Genomic DNA, 14502 nt, shown 5'->3' with positions numbered 1-14502 from the left:
TTTATATTTCTTTAAATTCAATTTCATCAATAGCCATTCTTACAGACTCAATTGCTGCAAAATAATCCTCTTTTAAATTTTCTGCAATAGGCTCAGCCTCAGGAAGATTTTGACGGAATGGGTCCACCTGTTTTCCACGAACCCAGAACCGATAACAAACATGAGGCCCTGTAGCAAGGCCTGTGCTTCCAACCTTACCAATAACATCTCCCTGTTTTACTCGGTCGCCTACCTTAACCAGTCTTTTAGACATGTGCAGGTATTGGGTGGTGTACGTATCATTGTGTTTAACCTTTACGTAGTTTCCGTTTCCGCCTGTATATCCAGATGCGATCACAGTTCCATTTGCTGTACTCCATATTGGAGTTCCGTGCGGTGCTGCATAATCTGTTCCCCGGTGTGCTTTCCATCGTTTCTGAACAGGATGAAACCTGCTGCCGGAATATCTGGATGAGATCCTGCTAAAATTTAAAGGTGCTTTTAAGAAAAAACTTTGTAATGGGCGTGCCTTTTCATCATAATAATCACTTTTGCCAGATTCGGTATCTACCATATAACTAAATGCGTAGTAAGGCTTGTCCTGATGCACAAATACAGCTCCTTCAATGTTTTCTATACCGGCATAAATAGTGTCGTTTATATACTTTTCATTATATACCATCTTGAATTGATCCCCTTTTTGAAGTTTCCAAAAATCTATACTCCATTGATAAATACTGCTCAATTCATGTGACAAAAGCACACTTAAACCCTGGTTTTGCATCGCTTCTGAAAGATTGCTTACAATAACGCCCGAGATCATTCTTTTCTTAATACTTATAGGCTTACTTCCTTTATAAGCTGCTATGTTATCTCCAATACTAACCACCGTATATTCAATACGATCATTTTCGTAGATAAAAAATTGTGCTGTTCTTGCAGAATCTCTGGATCTTAGAACAGTATAAGGTTTCCCAATTACTAACCTGGTAGGATCTAAGGTTTCCCGCACCTTCTCAGTGATTTCATAAACTTTTCCAGGCGTTATTCCCTGGGTATCCAAAATCTTCCCAAAGATATCTCCGGTCCGAATTGTATCCCGGATCACCTCAAAATCATTCAGCACAAACCCATATTCTTCCAGCACAGGCGGTGCCACTTCAATGACTTTTACCTCTCCGAGATCCTTGTTTTCAACTTCCTTTTTACAGGCTGTAAAGGCTAACGCCAGCAATAACAGGTAACTTAATTTTTTCAACTTAAAATTTATTTTTCTGTATTAAACATATGGGTAACCCATTCCTTACCCCAATTTTCAAATTCTTCACTGCTCCAAAGATTGGGAAAAAAACTGTTTTTTTGGAAACTTGGAGGCAAAAAATCTTTCCAGTTTGTCCCTCCAGTTGCCTCTATCGTTTTTCTGTCTTTGTTTAAATAGCGGTGCGCTGCCCCCATATGCATAAGCAGCCAATTGATATTAAGATTGGTATCAAAAGTTCGCAAAGCTTCAATAAGAGCTGGATTGTTTTTTTCTTCCTGCGGAAGATCAAGGTATTTATGAAAGAGGGTATTACCTTTCAATTGATGAGCAAGCCTTAGAAAACGCCCGGTATAGCGAATTTCAAATTGTTTAAGGGTGAGTGTTTTTTCACCGGTTGCCAGATCGATTCCTCCTTTTTTCCAGTATAAATTCTCATAAAGTTCTTCAATACTGTTTTCTGAAGAAAAGTTTTCCCGTTCCTTAAATGGGATAAGATGTTCTATTGGGGAAGAATAGAGTTCAATCATTCGAAATTGAGCCGATTGAAAACCACTGGCCGGTAAAAGTGCCATCCTGAATTTTAAAAACTGCTCCCGTTCCATCCCCTTGATCATCACATCAAAAGAATTAATTAAAATCCTGATATACCGGTTTATCCTAATCAGTTTTTCAGTAAAATAGGCTGCATTAAGAGATTGATTTTCAATAATTTGTTTTTGCTCATGAATGATGAGTTTGAAATAAAGCTCTGTGATTTGATGGTAGGTGATAAAAATCTCCTCGTCCGGAAAATGTGTTTTTGGCACTTGTAAACTCAGTAATGTATCAAGGTTTACATAATCCCAATAGGTAATATACTTGTCATATAAAAGCCCATCCAGGTAAGAACCCATATCCTGTCCTGAATTTTTAAATTTTTCTTCAAGTTTTAATATGCGCTCCGCAATTTCAGGCTTGATTTTCTCCATTCTAATTCATAATTATTTTAAATGGATGTTTTAATCCTCTAAATTCGTCAATATCTGCATCCAGGGAACCAATTGCCAGATTTGCAGAAATTTTTACAGGCATTTTATTTTTATCATCGCTTATCCATATAGTGAGGCTCTCCTTCTCCTTAAACACTCTTCCGGCTAAAACGTAAGGCCTGAATTTTAATGTTGCAATTTTACCGAATTTTGTATTGATAACCTCTCTTCCCATGAACTTTAATTTAAAATCATGGTTTTCCTTATCAAAAAACATAGGAAAATTAAATTCATCCCCTATATTTAACTTATTGACATTAAGATCATTACGAACATAATAAAAGGCCGAGAGCAAATCATGAACGTTGTCCCTGGTAGTAAAGGTGGAGTTTTCATTATGCTTTCTATCAAAGACGTGTGCTTTATTCTGCTTTTGGTCAAAATCGATTTCCAGATCTTTGGTGTATCCGCCCTCATCTATTTTTCTGATAAACCTGTATGGAAGATTGGTTTTTTTATCGATATAGGTTTCATAATTATCGTCAACCTTAAAAAATAAATGCAGCAAGCCAGTAGATTTTCCTTTTCCTACAATGTGAAAGACATTTTTATCATCCAGTTTCGCTTCATTTACCTGCAAAGTTGCATAACTGGCGTTAAACCAGCCATAATGAACCCGGAACTTAAACCATTCACCAGAATCAAAAGCCTTTTGAGAAAATACGCTTAATGGCAGGAACATTAAAAGAAGACTGAATATAGCAATTCTAATTTTCATAATAGTAAGTTTAACACCCGCCATACAGCGGGAAGGGTTCAATTTATGCGAAGAATTACAATTACTATTCCAAATGTATTAAAACAAAAAACTCCATCAAATATTATGATGGAGTTTTTATCTTATTAACCAACTAAAACTTAAATTATGAAAATAATTAAAACATTTTGGTAACCACTCCAAAATGCGGTGCAAAAGTCTGTTTTTTATACAGTATTTACAACCCAAAATGTCACTTTAACCATAAATTTATCAAGTTGGTATTTTTAAAATAATTTAAATAAGGAAATAGCATTTTTTTAATACTTAGGATAAGGTACCCCTTAAGTCCTGTTCCCTTTCAATAGCTTCAAAAAGCGCTTTAAAATTCCCTTTTCCAAAAGATTGCGCTCCTTTTCGTTGAATGATCTCAAAAAACATTGTTGGACGGTCCAAAACCGGTTTTGTAAATATCTGTAAAAGATAGCCCTCATCATCCCTGTCTATCAATACACCTAATTCTTTTAATGGCGCCAGGTCCTCGTCTATTTCTCCCACCCTGTCCAGGACGGTATCGTAATAGGCTTCCGGAACATATAAAAATTCTACCCCACGATCCCTAAGGGCGGTTACCGTAGCTATAATATTATCTGTAGCCAGGGCTATATGCTGAACTCCGGCACCGTTGTAAAAATCTATATATTCCTCTATCTGGGATTTCTTTTTCCCTACGGCCGGTTCATTTATAGGAAATTTGATCCTTCCATTCCCATTGCTCATCACCTTGCTCATAAGAGCGGTATAATCTGTAGAAATATCTTTGTCATCAAATGAAACAAGCTGAGCAAATCCCATTACTTTGGCATAAAATTCACACCATTTGTTCATTTCATTCCATCCAACATTCCCTACCATATGATCTATAAATTTTAATCCAGTGGGTTCCGATTTAAAATTTGGAGCGTACGTTCTGTATCCTGGCAAAAAAGGACCTGAATAATTTTTTCGCTCCACGAATAAATGTACGGTTTCCCCATAGGTATGGATTCCGGAAATTACCACCGTACCATTATCATCCTCCATAACGTAAGGCTCCACGTAGGATTTTGCTCCACGACTTGTAGTTTCTTCATAACTTTTTCTGGCATCATCTACCCAAAGCGCAACTACTTTTACTCCGTCCCCGTGTTTATTGATATGTTCGTTAATAGGCCCATCAGGTTGCAGCGGAGAAGTTAAAACAAGGCGAATCTTGTCCTGTTGTAAAACGTAGGAAACACTGTCTTTTCTCCCCGTTTCCAAACCAGCATACGCCACCGGCTGAAATCCCCAGGCCTGCTGATAATAAAATGCAGCCTGCTTGGCATTCCCAACATATAATTCAACGAAATCTGTTCCAAGCAATGGCAAAAAATCTTCTGCTTCCTGAAACTTTTTCTTTAGTTTTAAAGATGTGTTATCTGTGCTCATAATCTTTTTAATTTAGAAGGTTTAAGATTCATAGAAAAAAAAGATCCTATAATCTTCATTTAATAATTCAAACCCTCTGTTTATAAATTCTATTTTTTCGATGACCTTTTATTCTTAAGATTTACTAATGATCCAACCAGGAGGTGTAATAAGTCTCATCCGCAATTTTCATCGCTTCCTCGGTAAGTTTTAACGGCTTAAAGGTATCTACCATAACGGCGAGTTCTTCGGTTTCGGTTTGTCCAATACTGCGTTCTGCTGCTCCCGGGTGCGGACCGTGAGGAATTCCAGCCGGATGCAGTGAAATATGTCCTGCTTCCACATCATTTCGACTCATAAAATCGCCATCAACATAATACAATACCTCATCACTATCTATATTGCTATGACTGTAAGGCGCCGGAATACTTTCAGGATGATAATCATACTTTCTGGGGCAGAAACTGCATACCACAAAGGTATCTGTCTCAAAGGTTTGATGCACCGGTGGCGGCTGGTGTATCCTTCCCGTTATGGGTTCAAAATCGTGAATGGAAAATGCATATGGATAATTGTACCCATCATATCCCACAACATCAAAAGGATGCGTGGCATAGATCATATCAAAGATCTCTCCCTGCTTTTTTACCTTGATAAGAAAATCACCTTTTTCATCGTTGGTTTCCAATTCATAGGGTTGTCTAATATCCCGCTCACAAAAAGGTGAATGTTCAAGCAATTGCCCAAACCAGTTTCTGTACCTTTTCGGGGTGTAAATTGGGCTTCTGGATTCCACAATAAAAAGCCGGTTGTTATCATCATCAAAGTCGAGTTTATAAATAACACCACGCGGGATCACTAAATAATCTCCATATTTAAAATCAAGATTCCCTAAATGGGTTCTTAATTTCCCACTCCCTTTATGAATAAAGAGCAACTCATCGGAATCGGTATTTTTATAAAAATAATCTTTTGTGGATTCCTGCGGAGCTGCCAGAGTTATATCCACGTCACTATTGGTTAGCACCACCTTTCGGCTTTCAAGGTAATCCGGATGTGGAGGCACCTGAAAACCTTTAAATCTATAGGATTTTATATTGTTTTCAGAAGCGATTTTTGGTTTAACGCTGTAACTGCCCTTTATGTCCTTAACCTGGGTTGGGCGATGTTCGTGATACATATTGGACGACATTCCATCAAAGCCAATGGTCCCGAACAGCTGCTCATAATACAAACTGCCATCTGGTTTTCTAAATACCGTATGTCGCTTATGTGGAATCTTCCCTAGTTTATGATAAAAAGGCATGAGATTTCAGTTTTAAAATTATTACTTCGGAAGAAAAAATTCATTATTCTTATTAATTCTGAAGTTTATCATCCAAAGTAACAAATATCGCTATTTATATTGAAAATTTCTCTTAAAGAAGGATTAAAAGAACTGCTGAATTTCCTTTTTTAAATAACAGGCAGAAGCTCCCTGAGTTTCAAAAACTCACAATTTATCTTTGCTGTTCAGCATTGATAAAACAGGAATTTTAAATGTCTCAACCCCCCCCTGAAACATTATAAATTATGAGTATCTGTTTTTAATTTTTGGAAGTAATCTCCCTGTATTCTTTTTATAGATTTCATATTCGGGAAACTTTTCTGACAATTTCTTTTCCTCGTACAGGGTTTTAAAATGAAATAAAATCAGCAAAAGAAAAGAAATCAACAATCTATAACCCGAACCCTGAAAAACAGCAATGGCAAAAAATATGAGCAGGATCCCTGTATAAATAGGATGCCTTATCAATTTAAAAACACCATTGGTGAGTAAGCTGGAATATTCCTTTGGAGTTGGAAAAGGCGACAGGTTTTTATTGAGCTGAAAAAAGGCAATTATAATTAGAAGCAAACCAACAATTCCAATTAAAACTAGGATAAATTCTAAAAATGAGGGACTTTCAAATGAGAACAGATTTACATCTAACAAAAAAGTAAGAAACAGGAGTATCTGAATTGCTACATAAATAATATCTTTTCCTGCTACTTTCATACACTATAAAAGATTTGTTACCCCTAATTCAGGGATTTGGTCTCCCCCAAGGGAGTTTAAAAGACCGGGGTTTCATCAAAATTTTGGCTTTTTTAAAGGTCCAATACCCTAATAGCATTTCGCTGTAGTTCTATTTTTCCGTCGATTTCAAGTTTCTTTAATAATCTTGATATTACTACCCTGGAGGTGTGTAAATCGTAAGCTATTTCCTGATGTGTAACCTGTATCAATTCATTTTGATTGATCTTTGCTTTATCCTGAAGATACCTCATAAGACGTTTATCCATGTTTAAAAAAGCGATGGTGTCTATGGTTTCCAACATTTCAGTAAGCCTGGAATGATAACTGTCAAATACGAAGTTGCGCCAGCTTTTATATTTGGAAGTCCATTCCTCCATCTTTTGAATGGGGATCATGATAAGTTGAGTTTCCTTTTCGGCAACCGCGCGTATTTCGCTTCGGGTTTGCCCTAAACAACAAGACAGTGTCATTGCACAGGTATCCCCGCTTTCCAGGAAATAAAGCAGCAATTCATCCCCTTCTTTATCTTCCCTCAAAATCTTGATGGCTCCGCTCAAAAGCAACGGAAGGAATTTCACATATTCTCCATAATCAATGATCTTTTCGTTCTCGTGAAATGTTTTTAGGATTCCTGATTCTGCAATTTCTTCAAGGATTGCATCTTCAAGAATACCGGTATAAGATTTTTTTAACTCGTCTAACATTGGCTGATTTTTTTCAAAGGTTAAAAATAAGGTTTTTAACCCGGCTTTTACCCCTTAAAACCAATACCCCAAACTAAAAAACCATTGACTTCTTTTAATTTCCGGGGAAAAAGAATATTTCACCTCTACAGGGCCCAGCAGTGTCTCCAAACCATACCCTAACGCATATCCTGTATAATCAGGGATAGAAAACCAGTTTCCGCTAGCGTATAAATTGTTTTCTACGTTGGCAAAATTGGCACTGCCAGTTAAATGATTTTTATTAAAGATCTCATAATCCAGTTCCACCATGCCCTTAATATAACTATCTCCGGAAATACTTATAAAATCATATCCTAAAAACGGAACAAAATTATTGATAAAATCATTTCCATAGCCGCCCAAAAAGAAGTCCAACGTGTTGCTGCCGGAGGTACCTATCCTAAAACCCGATTCAGAAAATATTCTGCCGGTGAACTTTGGAAGTATAGAAAATACATATCCTAATTTCCCTTTTGCGATGGAAAACTCAGAGAAATTATTATTATAATCTGAAGAAAATAAATAAAGATGAAAATCCCCGTCAAAATAAACGCCCTTTTTAGGGAAATATTTATTGTCGAAACTATCCAGTTTTAGGTACCCAAAAGCGCTGTAGTAGTTGCTATTCTCAAAGACTGCAGAGGATAGGTCATTGCCGGGATTTTCAAGCAAAGTTTCAGAGGTTATCTTTAAATGTTTGTGCTCCACGCCAATTCCCAGGGAGAAAATCTGTTTAAAAAAGGTTTCCCCATATAATTGATTGGTATAATCCTTATAATCCACTTCTATCCTGTTGATCCCAATATTTTCAATACCCGCATTCTCCCTGGCAAAATCAAAGGCCACTCCCTTATTAAAATTATTGTATCTCGATTTTACCCCTAAACTCCAGTAGTACCCCTTATCGATATAATATTGAAAATTATATCTGAAATTATCTCCCAAAACAACATCCAGTGAGGCTACATCATTCGTGAAAAGGGAACTTTTCCTTGTAAGGTTGATTAATGCTCCGCTTTTATAAAGATCATCATAATGAAGGGACAACCTCAGGAAGGTTTTATTTTGACTTTCTTCCAGCTGAATAGCCAGCGTATATGAAGTATCTATGGGAAAAAGATTGTAATTGATCCTGTCAAAATTTCCGGTAGCTGAAAGGTTATTAATACCATCTGCCAAGTCCCCCATGGTATATCCCCGGCCGTACTTAAGCCTCAACTTTCCCAGAATATAAGTGCGCGGATAGGAATTGTTTCCTTCAATTGTAAGTGAACTTATATTAATGCTATCAATGGGTTTAACTTTTTTCAGCTTTAAAGGAGCTGAAGTTTGGCTCTCAGCTATTCGCTTCAAATCCTCTATCCTTGCCCGTGCTGCCACTTCCCCGGAGTCGATTATGGCAGATCCCTTATCAAATGACAATATATTAAATCTGGTGATATCGGGTTTAATATAGAGATCTGTCATCTTTATTTTTTGACGCATATCGCTTATAGTCCTGAAATTATTAATTTGTGTCAAGATCTCAAAAACGCTTTTAAGCTGTTCACGGTCTACCAGACTATCCTGTACATCGACCCCAATAATCAACTCCGCTCCTCTACGTTTAAGTTCCTCTATAGGATAATTATTTGCAACTCCGCCATCTGTAAGGAGTTTACCATCTATTCTTACCGGACTAAAAACCGAAGGGATCGCACTGCTGGCTGAAACCGCTTTAGCTAAAGAACCACTGTCTAAAATTACCTGCTCCCCGGTTTCTATATTTGCTGCAACACAAAAAAATGGAATTGGTAAATTCTTAAATTCGCGAACATTTCCCAGGTGCAGGGTAAGTTTTGATACTAAATTATAGATGTTCTGGCCTTTGGAAAGTCCGGAAGGAAAAGAAACTTTAAAACCGTCAAAGGGAAGGGTGATCGCATATTTTTCAGTATCCTCCTTTTCATAAAAGGTTTTAGCGCTTCGCGGCACCTGATCCTGAATAAGAATATTAAAATTGATATCGTGAAAAAGAGAATCCAATTGTGTCGCGCTATATCCCGAAGCATATAATGCCCCAACAATAGCCCCCATGCTGCTTCCTCCAATGTAATCTATCTTTACTCCCGCCTCTTCAATAACCTTTAAAGCACCTATATGAGCCAGTCCTTTTGCACCACCCCCACTTAAAACCAATCCCACTTTTACCTCATTTTTTTCCTGGGAAAATCCCTGAAAAGAAAGGATTATAAATATAATACAGATTAATTTTTTCATAAGTAGATACTTATTGTCTTTTATTGGTCTCCCGATAGCTGTCGGGAGTAATTCGCATATTTTCATCGGTGTTTGTATCTTATTTCCGTTATGCTCATTTCATCTGTTTTTTATTGTTTTTTATCAGTCTCCCGAGCTGTCGGGAGTAACACCCATAATAATCATCCACCTGTGTATCGACTTGCCGTTAAGGATGTTTCATTTATTACTGATGATAGTTACTGTAAATAATGTTTGCTTTTGCCTGACCAACCAATTTGGACAAATCTTCCAGGGATGCTTCCTTAATTCTTTTTAATGACCTAAAATGCGTTAACAATTCCACAACTGTTTTATCCCCAATGCCCGTTATGGCTTCCAACTCTGTATTTAAGGCAGTTTTACTTCGTTTATTTCTATGAAAGGTAATCCCAAATCTATGCGCTTCATTTCGCAATTGCTGAATTATTTTTAAGGTTTCCGATTTCTTATCCAAATATAGCGGAATAGAATCTCCGGGGTAGTACAATTCTTCCAGCCTTTTAGCGATTCCTATAATCGCAATTTTTCCTCTTAACCCCAAGTCTTCCAGTGCTTTTACACCTGAAGAAAGCTGACCTTTTCCGCCATCTACAATAATGAGTTGGGGCAAAGGTTCCTCTTCCTCCAGCAGTCTTTTGTATCTTCTAAAAACCACTTCTTCCATAGAAGCAAAATCATCGGGTCCCTCTACAGTTTTGATATTAAATTTACGATAATCTTTTTTACTTGCTTTTCCATTTTTAAATACCACACAGGCCGCTACCGGATTGGTTCCCTGAATGTTTGAATTGTCAAAACATTCAATGTGCCTGGGTTCCTCACTCAGCCTAAGATCTTCCTTCATTTGAGCCATAATCCGGTTCACGTGCCTGTCCGGATCCACAATTTTCATCTGTTTAAATTGCTCCTGCCTGTAGTACCGGGCATTTCTGATAGAAAAATCGATGATTTTCTTTTTATCGCCCAATTTCGGAACATAAATAATAACATCTTCTCCAACATCCACTTTAAAAGGCACATAAACTTCTTTTGAATTTGAACGAAACCGCTGCCTTATCTCCACTATACCCAATTCCAGCAACTCCTTATCGCTTTCATCGAGTTTCTTTTTCATTTCAATGGTGTGGGATCTAATAATGGCCCCATGAGAGATCTGAAGAAAATTCACATATCCGTAACCCTCATCACTTACAATGGAAAAAACATCTACATTATTGATCTTTGAATTTACCACGGTAGATTTTGACTGATAGTTCTCCAAAACATCAATCTTTTCCTTGATGCGCTGTGCTTCTTCAAATTCCATTTTTTCGGAATGAGCCTTCATCTGATGGCGGAATTGCTGAAGGGAATCCTTAAAATTTCCCTTCACGATCTGCCTGATGGCTTCTATATTTTCATTATACTCCTTTTCTTCCTGAAAAGCTTCACACGGCCCTTTGCAATTCCCCAAATGGTATTCCAGGCATACCTTAAATTTTCCATTCTTAATTTTTTCTGAAGAAAGATCGTAATTGCAGGTGCGTAATTGATAAAGACCTTTTATTAAATCCAGCAAGGTGTTGACAGTTTTAAAATTGGTGAAAGGTCCGTAATATTCACTTCCGTCCTTTATCAATCTTCTGGTAGGAAAAACCCTGGGAAAGCGTTCGTTTTTAATACATATCCAGGGATAGGTTTTATCATCCTTGAGCATCACATTAAAGCGCGGCTGATATTTTTTAATCAGGTTATTTTCCAGCAATAAAGCATCGGTTTCAGAAGCTACCACAATATGCTTAATATCGTAGATCTTCTTAACCATAACACTTGTGCGGTGATTGTCGTGGGTTTTATTGAAATACGAAGTAACCCGTTTCTTAAGGTTTTTAGCTTTTCCTACATAAAGAATCCGCCCATTCTTATCGTAATACTGATATACTCCGGGACTTTGGGGTAAAGTTTGCAGTTGTATTTCCAATGAGGGTGTTTCCATCCCGCCAAAGATATTACATATTACCGGGAGCGATAAAATAAGCGCCATCAACTAATGTTAAAATTTTATTTAGAGGAGAAAAATCAACATCTAAAAAGGGAACTTTTTTGTATTTTATTTGAATAATTTAAGGTCTTTATAAGATAGCATAATTAATCATTTTAGTACCTTGCGCCCATGGAAAAGACAGTAATAGGCCGATTTGATAAGGCTGATTTCCCATTATTACACCTGAAGGATATCTCTGTTAAAATTGACACCGGGGCGTATACCTCATCCATTCACTGTGACAATATCATTGAAAAAGAGGGCTTTCTTCACTGTACTTTTCTGGATGAAGAACATCCGTTATACAACGGAAAAGAATTCATTTTCAGGGATTACGACATTGTATTTGTGAAAAGCAGTAATGGTTTGATACAAAAGAGGTTTCAGGTTCAATCTACCATAAAAATTTTTGAAAAGGTTTTTAAAATTTCCCTTTCTTTGTCTGCCCGGCAAGATATGCGATATCCTGTTTTGATAGGAAGAAAGTTCCTTAGCACAAAATTTATAGTAGATCCCGAGTTAATAGATATATCTTACAATTCAAAAAACGATGAACATAAGAATCCTATCCAGGAATAGCAATCTTTATTCCACCCAAAGGCTTATTGAAGCCGCAAAGAAAAGACATCACCATGTGGAAGTAATAGATCCCCTAAAATGTGACTTGATCATAGAGAAAAGGAAACCGTCTATTTTTTACAAAGGACGGATGATCCTTGAAACCGATGCTGTGATTCCCAGGATTGGAGCTTCCGTAACATTTTACGGAACCGCGGTAGTGCGCCAGTTTGAGATGATGGGGGTTTTTACCACTACCGAATCTCAATCCCTGGTAAGAAGCCGAGACAAATTAAGAAGTTTGCAGGTGTTATCCAGAGCAAGACTTGGTTTGCCTAAAACGGTTTTCACCAATTACTCCAAGGATGTAGGTGAAGTGATAGACCACGTAGGAGGAGCACCTTTAATTATAAAATTATTGGAAGGAACTCAGGGTCTTGGAGTTGTTTTAGCCGAAACAAAAAATGCGGCCGAATCTGTAATTGAAGCCTTTAATGGTCTTCAGGCCAGGGTCATTGTTCAGGAATTTATAAAAGAAGCCGGTGGCGCCGATATCAGGGCACTGGTTGTTGACGGTCACGTGGTAGGAGCTATGAAAAGACAGGGGAAAGAAGGGGAATTTAGATCCAACCTTCACCGTGGTGGTTCGGCTACTGTGATAGAATTAACCGATGAGGAAGAGACTGCGGCTATCAAAGCAGCCAAAGCTATGGGCCTTGGAGTTGCCGGAGTTGATATGTTGCAAAGTGCCAGAGGGCCACTTATTCTTGAGGTGAATTCTTCACCGGGATTGGAAGGTATTGAAGCGGCAACCGGAAAGGACATCGCAAAAACTATTATACGATATATAGAAAGAAACGTTTAGTTTATGGCTCACATTGACAAGGATGATGTACTCGAAATTTTAGGTAAAAAAATCCATCCCGGAAAGGGGGCTGTGATCAATTTGAACATGGCAAAATTATATACCACTACTTCGGTTGAAGTTCCTGTTATTATTGAACGTTCTAAAAAACCGGGTCCTGTAATGCTAATTACTGCAGGAATACATGGGGACGAGCTAAACGGGGTTGAAATTGTTCGTCAAATCATATCAAAAAATATAAATAAACCGGTAAAAGGAACTATTATCTGTATTCCGGTGGTAAACGTTTTTGGTTTTTTAAACCTGGCACGGGAATTTCCCGATGGCCGGGATCTAAACCGGGTATTTCCGGGAACTAAAAATGGGTCGCTGGCCAGCCGATTTGCATTTCAGTTTTCGAGCAAAATTCTTCCCGTTGCCGATTTCTGCCTGGACTTCCATACCGGTGGCTCCAGCAGGTTTAATGCGGCCCAGTTACGCGTTCATAAAGGGGATGAAAACAGCATGAAATATGCCAGGATTTTTAATGCCCCTTTCACGGTGTATTCTAAAACCATTACGAAATCCTATCGTGAAACCTGCCACAAAGCAGGAAAAAAAGTGTTGCTTTTTGAAGGTGGGAAATCCATGGACAGCAATAAGGAAATCGCAAAACACGGGGTGGAAGGCACGATGCGTATCTTAAGCCACCTTGGGATGCTAAAACCCAGGTTTGATTGCCCGGAAGCCCTTATGCCAAGTATTATCGTTGAAAATAGTACCTGGATGCGTGCAAAATATAGCGGACTCCTCCATATAAAGATCGAATGTGGAAAACACGTTGAAAAAGGAGAGTATCTTGGTACGATTACCGATCCTTACGGGAAATTCAGGCATAAAATTTCCTCCCCTCACACAGGTCATGTTATAAACGTAAATGAATCTCCTATTGTGTACCAGGGTGATGCAATTTTTCATATTACACTACCACCAAAAATCCAGGATGAAGAGCTCGTTGCGAAGTAAATACCGAAGCTTACGGAAGGCGCTGACTTCTGAAAACATTGAAAGTCAAAGTCTGGAAATAGCCAACAATCTTCTTAAACTTCCAGTTTGGGAGTACGAATTCTATCACCTTTTTTTAACTATTTCAGAAAAAAAAGAGATCCACACAGAGCCTCTACTTCATATTTTACAGGGAAAAGATAAAAATATCGTTCTATCCAAAAGCGATTTTGAAACGAGAGAACTGCAAAATTTTCTTCTCACAGATACTACCCTTATCAAAAAGAACAAATGGGATATTCCAGAACCTGTGGATGGTATTGAAGTTCCTGCTTCTAAAATAGATGTGGTATTTGTTCCTTTACTTGCCTTTGACAAATCCGGGCACCGGGTAGGTTATGGAAAAGGATTTTATGACATTTTCCTCGCCAATTGCAGGAAAGATGTGATTAAAATAGGACTTTCCCTTTTTGAAGCGGAAGACGAGATTCCCGGGATTTTAAGTAGTGACGTGGCTTTAGACTACTGCGTAAGCCCCCATCATATCTACAAGTTCAAAAAATAAGTAAGTATATTTGCATTATTTTTAACATT

Annotated in this window: 13 protein-coding genes; 4 read left to right on the top strand and 9 right to left on the bottom strand. The window is 37.8% G+C overall.

The window, feature by feature from the left end; all coding sequences use genetic code 11:
• Position 1 precedes the first annotated feature (1 nt).
• The 9 genes from ACKGJN_RS03520 to uvrC form a co-directional block, all read right to left on the bottom strand.
• Entirely contained in the window at positions 2-1237 is a 1236-nt protein-coding gene (locus tag ACKGJN_RS03520) for a M23 family metallopeptidase (RefSeq protein WP_409538045.1), read from the bottom strand.
• Between the two features lie 8 nt (positions 1238-1245).
• Complete coding sequence (locus ACKGJN_RS03515; RefSeq protein WP_409538044.1) at positions 1246-2208, bottom strand: tryptophan 2,3-dioxygenase family protein; 963 nt, start codon at positions 2206-2208, stop codon at positions 1246-1248.
• A 1-nt stretch (position 2209) separates the two neighbouring features.
• On the bottom strand, positions 2210-2986 hold the full coding sequence (locus ACKGJN_RS03510) for a DUF3108 domain-containing protein (protein ID WP_409538043.1): 777 nt from the start codon (positions 2984-2986) through the stop codon (positions 2210-2212).
• Between the two features lie 306 nt (positions 2987-3292).
• Positions 3293-4435 (bottom strand): 4-hydroxyphenylpyruvate dioxygenase, encoded by a 1143-nt coding sequence (gene hppD / locus ACKGJN_RS03505; RefSeq protein WP_409538042.1) that lies wholly within the window; start codon positions 4433-4435, stop codon positions 3293-3295.
• Positions 4436-4559: 124 nt separating this feature from the next.
• A complete protein-coding gene (locus tag ACKGJN_RS03500) occupies positions 4560-5720 on the bottom strand; it encodes a homogentisate 1,2-dioxygenase (protein ID WP_409538041.1) in 1161 nt (386 codons plus the stop codon).
• Positions 5721-5984: 264 nt separating this feature from the next.
• Positions 5985-6452, bottom strand: coding sequence for a methyltransferase family protein (locus ACKGJN_RS03495; RefSeq protein ID WP_409538040.1), 468 nt, complete (start codon positions 6450-6452; stop codon positions 5985-5987).
• A 92-nt stretch (positions 6453-6544) separates the two neighbouring features.
• The gene (locus ACKGJN_RS03490) at positions 6545-7177 is read right to left on the bottom strand and encodes a Crp/Fnr family transcriptional regulator (protein ID WP_409538039.1); all 633 of its coding nucleotides are present in this window, start codon (positions 7175-7177) and stop codon (positions 6545-6547) included.
• A 54-nt stretch (positions 7178-7231) separates the two neighbouring features.
• The gene (locus tag ACKGJN_RS03485; RefSeq protein ID WP_409538038.1) at positions 7232-9457 is read right to left on the bottom strand and encodes a patatin-like phospholipase family protein; all 2226 of its coding nucleotides are present in this window, start codon (positions 9455-9457) and stop codon (positions 7232-7234) included.
• A 205-nt stretch (positions 9458-9662) separates the two neighbouring features.
• Complete coding sequence (gene uvrC, locus ACKGJN_RS03480; protein WP_409538378.1) at positions 9663-11453, bottom strand: excinuclease ABC subunit UvrC; 1791 nt, start codon at positions 11451-11453, stop codon at positions 9663-9665.
• Between the two features lie 177 nt (positions 11454-11630).
• Between uvrC and ACKGJN_RS03475 the strand changes: the two genes are divergently transcribed.
• The 4 genes from ACKGJN_RS03475 to ACKGJN_RS03460 are packed head-to-tail and all read left to right on the top strand — an operon-like array spanning position 11631 to position 14473.
• Positions 11631-12080, top strand: coding sequence for an ATP-dependent zinc protease family protein (locus ACKGJN_RS03475; RefSeq protein ID WP_409538037.1), 450 nt, complete (start codon positions 11631-11633; stop codon positions 12078-12080).
• Positions 12052-12924, top strand: coding sequence for a 30S ribosomal protein S6--L-glutamate ligase (gene rimK / locus ACKGJN_RS03470; protein ID WP_409538036.1), 873 nt, complete (start codon positions 12052-12054; stop codon positions 12922-12924). The genes ACKGJN_RS03475 and rimK overlap by 29 nt, the downstream gene beginning before the upstream one ends.
• 3 nt (positions 12925-12927) lie before the next feature.
• The gene (locus tag ACKGJN_RS03465; protein ID WP_409538035.1) at positions 12928-13929 is read left to right on the top strand and encodes a succinylglutamate desuccinylase/aspartoacylase family protein; all 1002 of its coding nucleotides are present in this window, start codon (positions 12928-12930) and stop codon (positions 13927-13929) included.
• Positions 13907-14473 (top strand): 5-formyltetrahydrofolate cyclo-ligase, encoded by a 567-nt coding sequence (locus ACKGJN_RS03460; RefSeq protein ID WP_409538034.1) that lies wholly within the window; start codon positions 13907-13909, stop codon positions 14471-14473. Before ACKGJN_RS03465 ends, ACKGJN_RS03460 begins: the two co-directional genes overlap by 23 nt.
• The last annotated feature ends 29 nt before the right edge of the window (positions 14474-14502 follow it).

Source organism: Gillisia xinjiangensis (genome assembly GCF_046298265.1).
Classification (GTDB): Bacteria; Bacteroidota; Bacteroidia; order Flavobacteriales; family Flavobacteriaceae; genus Gillisia; species Gillisia xinjiangensis.
This window is presented reverse-complemented; position numbering and strand designations above follow the sequence as displayed.

Coding starts and splice junctions, on each gene's coding strand:
- ACKGJN_RS03515 (WP_409538044.1), bottom strand. CDS start 2,208: ATGGAGAAAATCAAGCCTGAAATTGCGGAGCGCATATTAAAACTTGAA.
- ACKGJN_RS03510 (WP_409538043.1), bottom strand. CDS start 2,986: ATGAAAATTAGAATTGCTATATTCAGTCTTCTTTTAATGTTCCTGCCA.
- hppD (WP_409538042.1), bottom strand. CDS start 4,435: ATGAGCACAGATAACACATCTTTAAAACTAAAGAAAAAGTTTCAGGAA.
- ACKGJN_RS03500 (WP_409538041.1), bottom strand. CDS start 5,720: ATGCCTTTTTATCATAAACTAGGGAAGATTCCACATAAGCGACATACG.
- ACKGJN_RS03495 (WP_409538040.1), bottom strand. CDS start 6,452: ATGAAAGTAGCAGGAAAAGATATTATTTATGTAGCAATTCAGATACTC.
- ACKGJN_RS03490 (WP_409538039.1), bottom strand. CDS start 7,177: ATGTTAGACGAGTTAAAAAAATCTTATACCGGTATTCTTGAAGATGCA.
- ACKGJN_RS03485 (WP_409538038.1), bottom strand. CDS start 9,457: ATGAAAAAATTAATCTGTATTATATTTATAATCCTTTCTTTTCAGGGA.
- uvrC (WP_409538378.1), bottom strand. CDS start 11,453: ATGGAAACACCCTCATTGGAAATACAACTGCAAACTTTACCCCAAAGT.
- ACKGJN_RS03475 (WP_409538037.1), top strand. CDS start 11,631: ATGGAAAAGACAGTAATAGGCCGATTTGATAAGGCTGATTTCCCATTA.
- rimK (WP_409538036.1), top strand. CDS start 12,052: ATGAACATAAGAATCCTATCCAGGAATAGCAATCTTTATTCCACCCAA.
- ACKGJN_RS03465 (WP_409538035.1), top strand. CDS start 12,928: ATGGCTCACATTGACAAGGATGATGTACTCGAAATTTTAGGTAAAAAA.
- ACKGJN_RS03460 (WP_409538034.1), top strand. CDS start 13,907: ATGAAGAGCTCGTTGCGAAGTAAATACCGAAGCTTACGGAAGGCGCTG.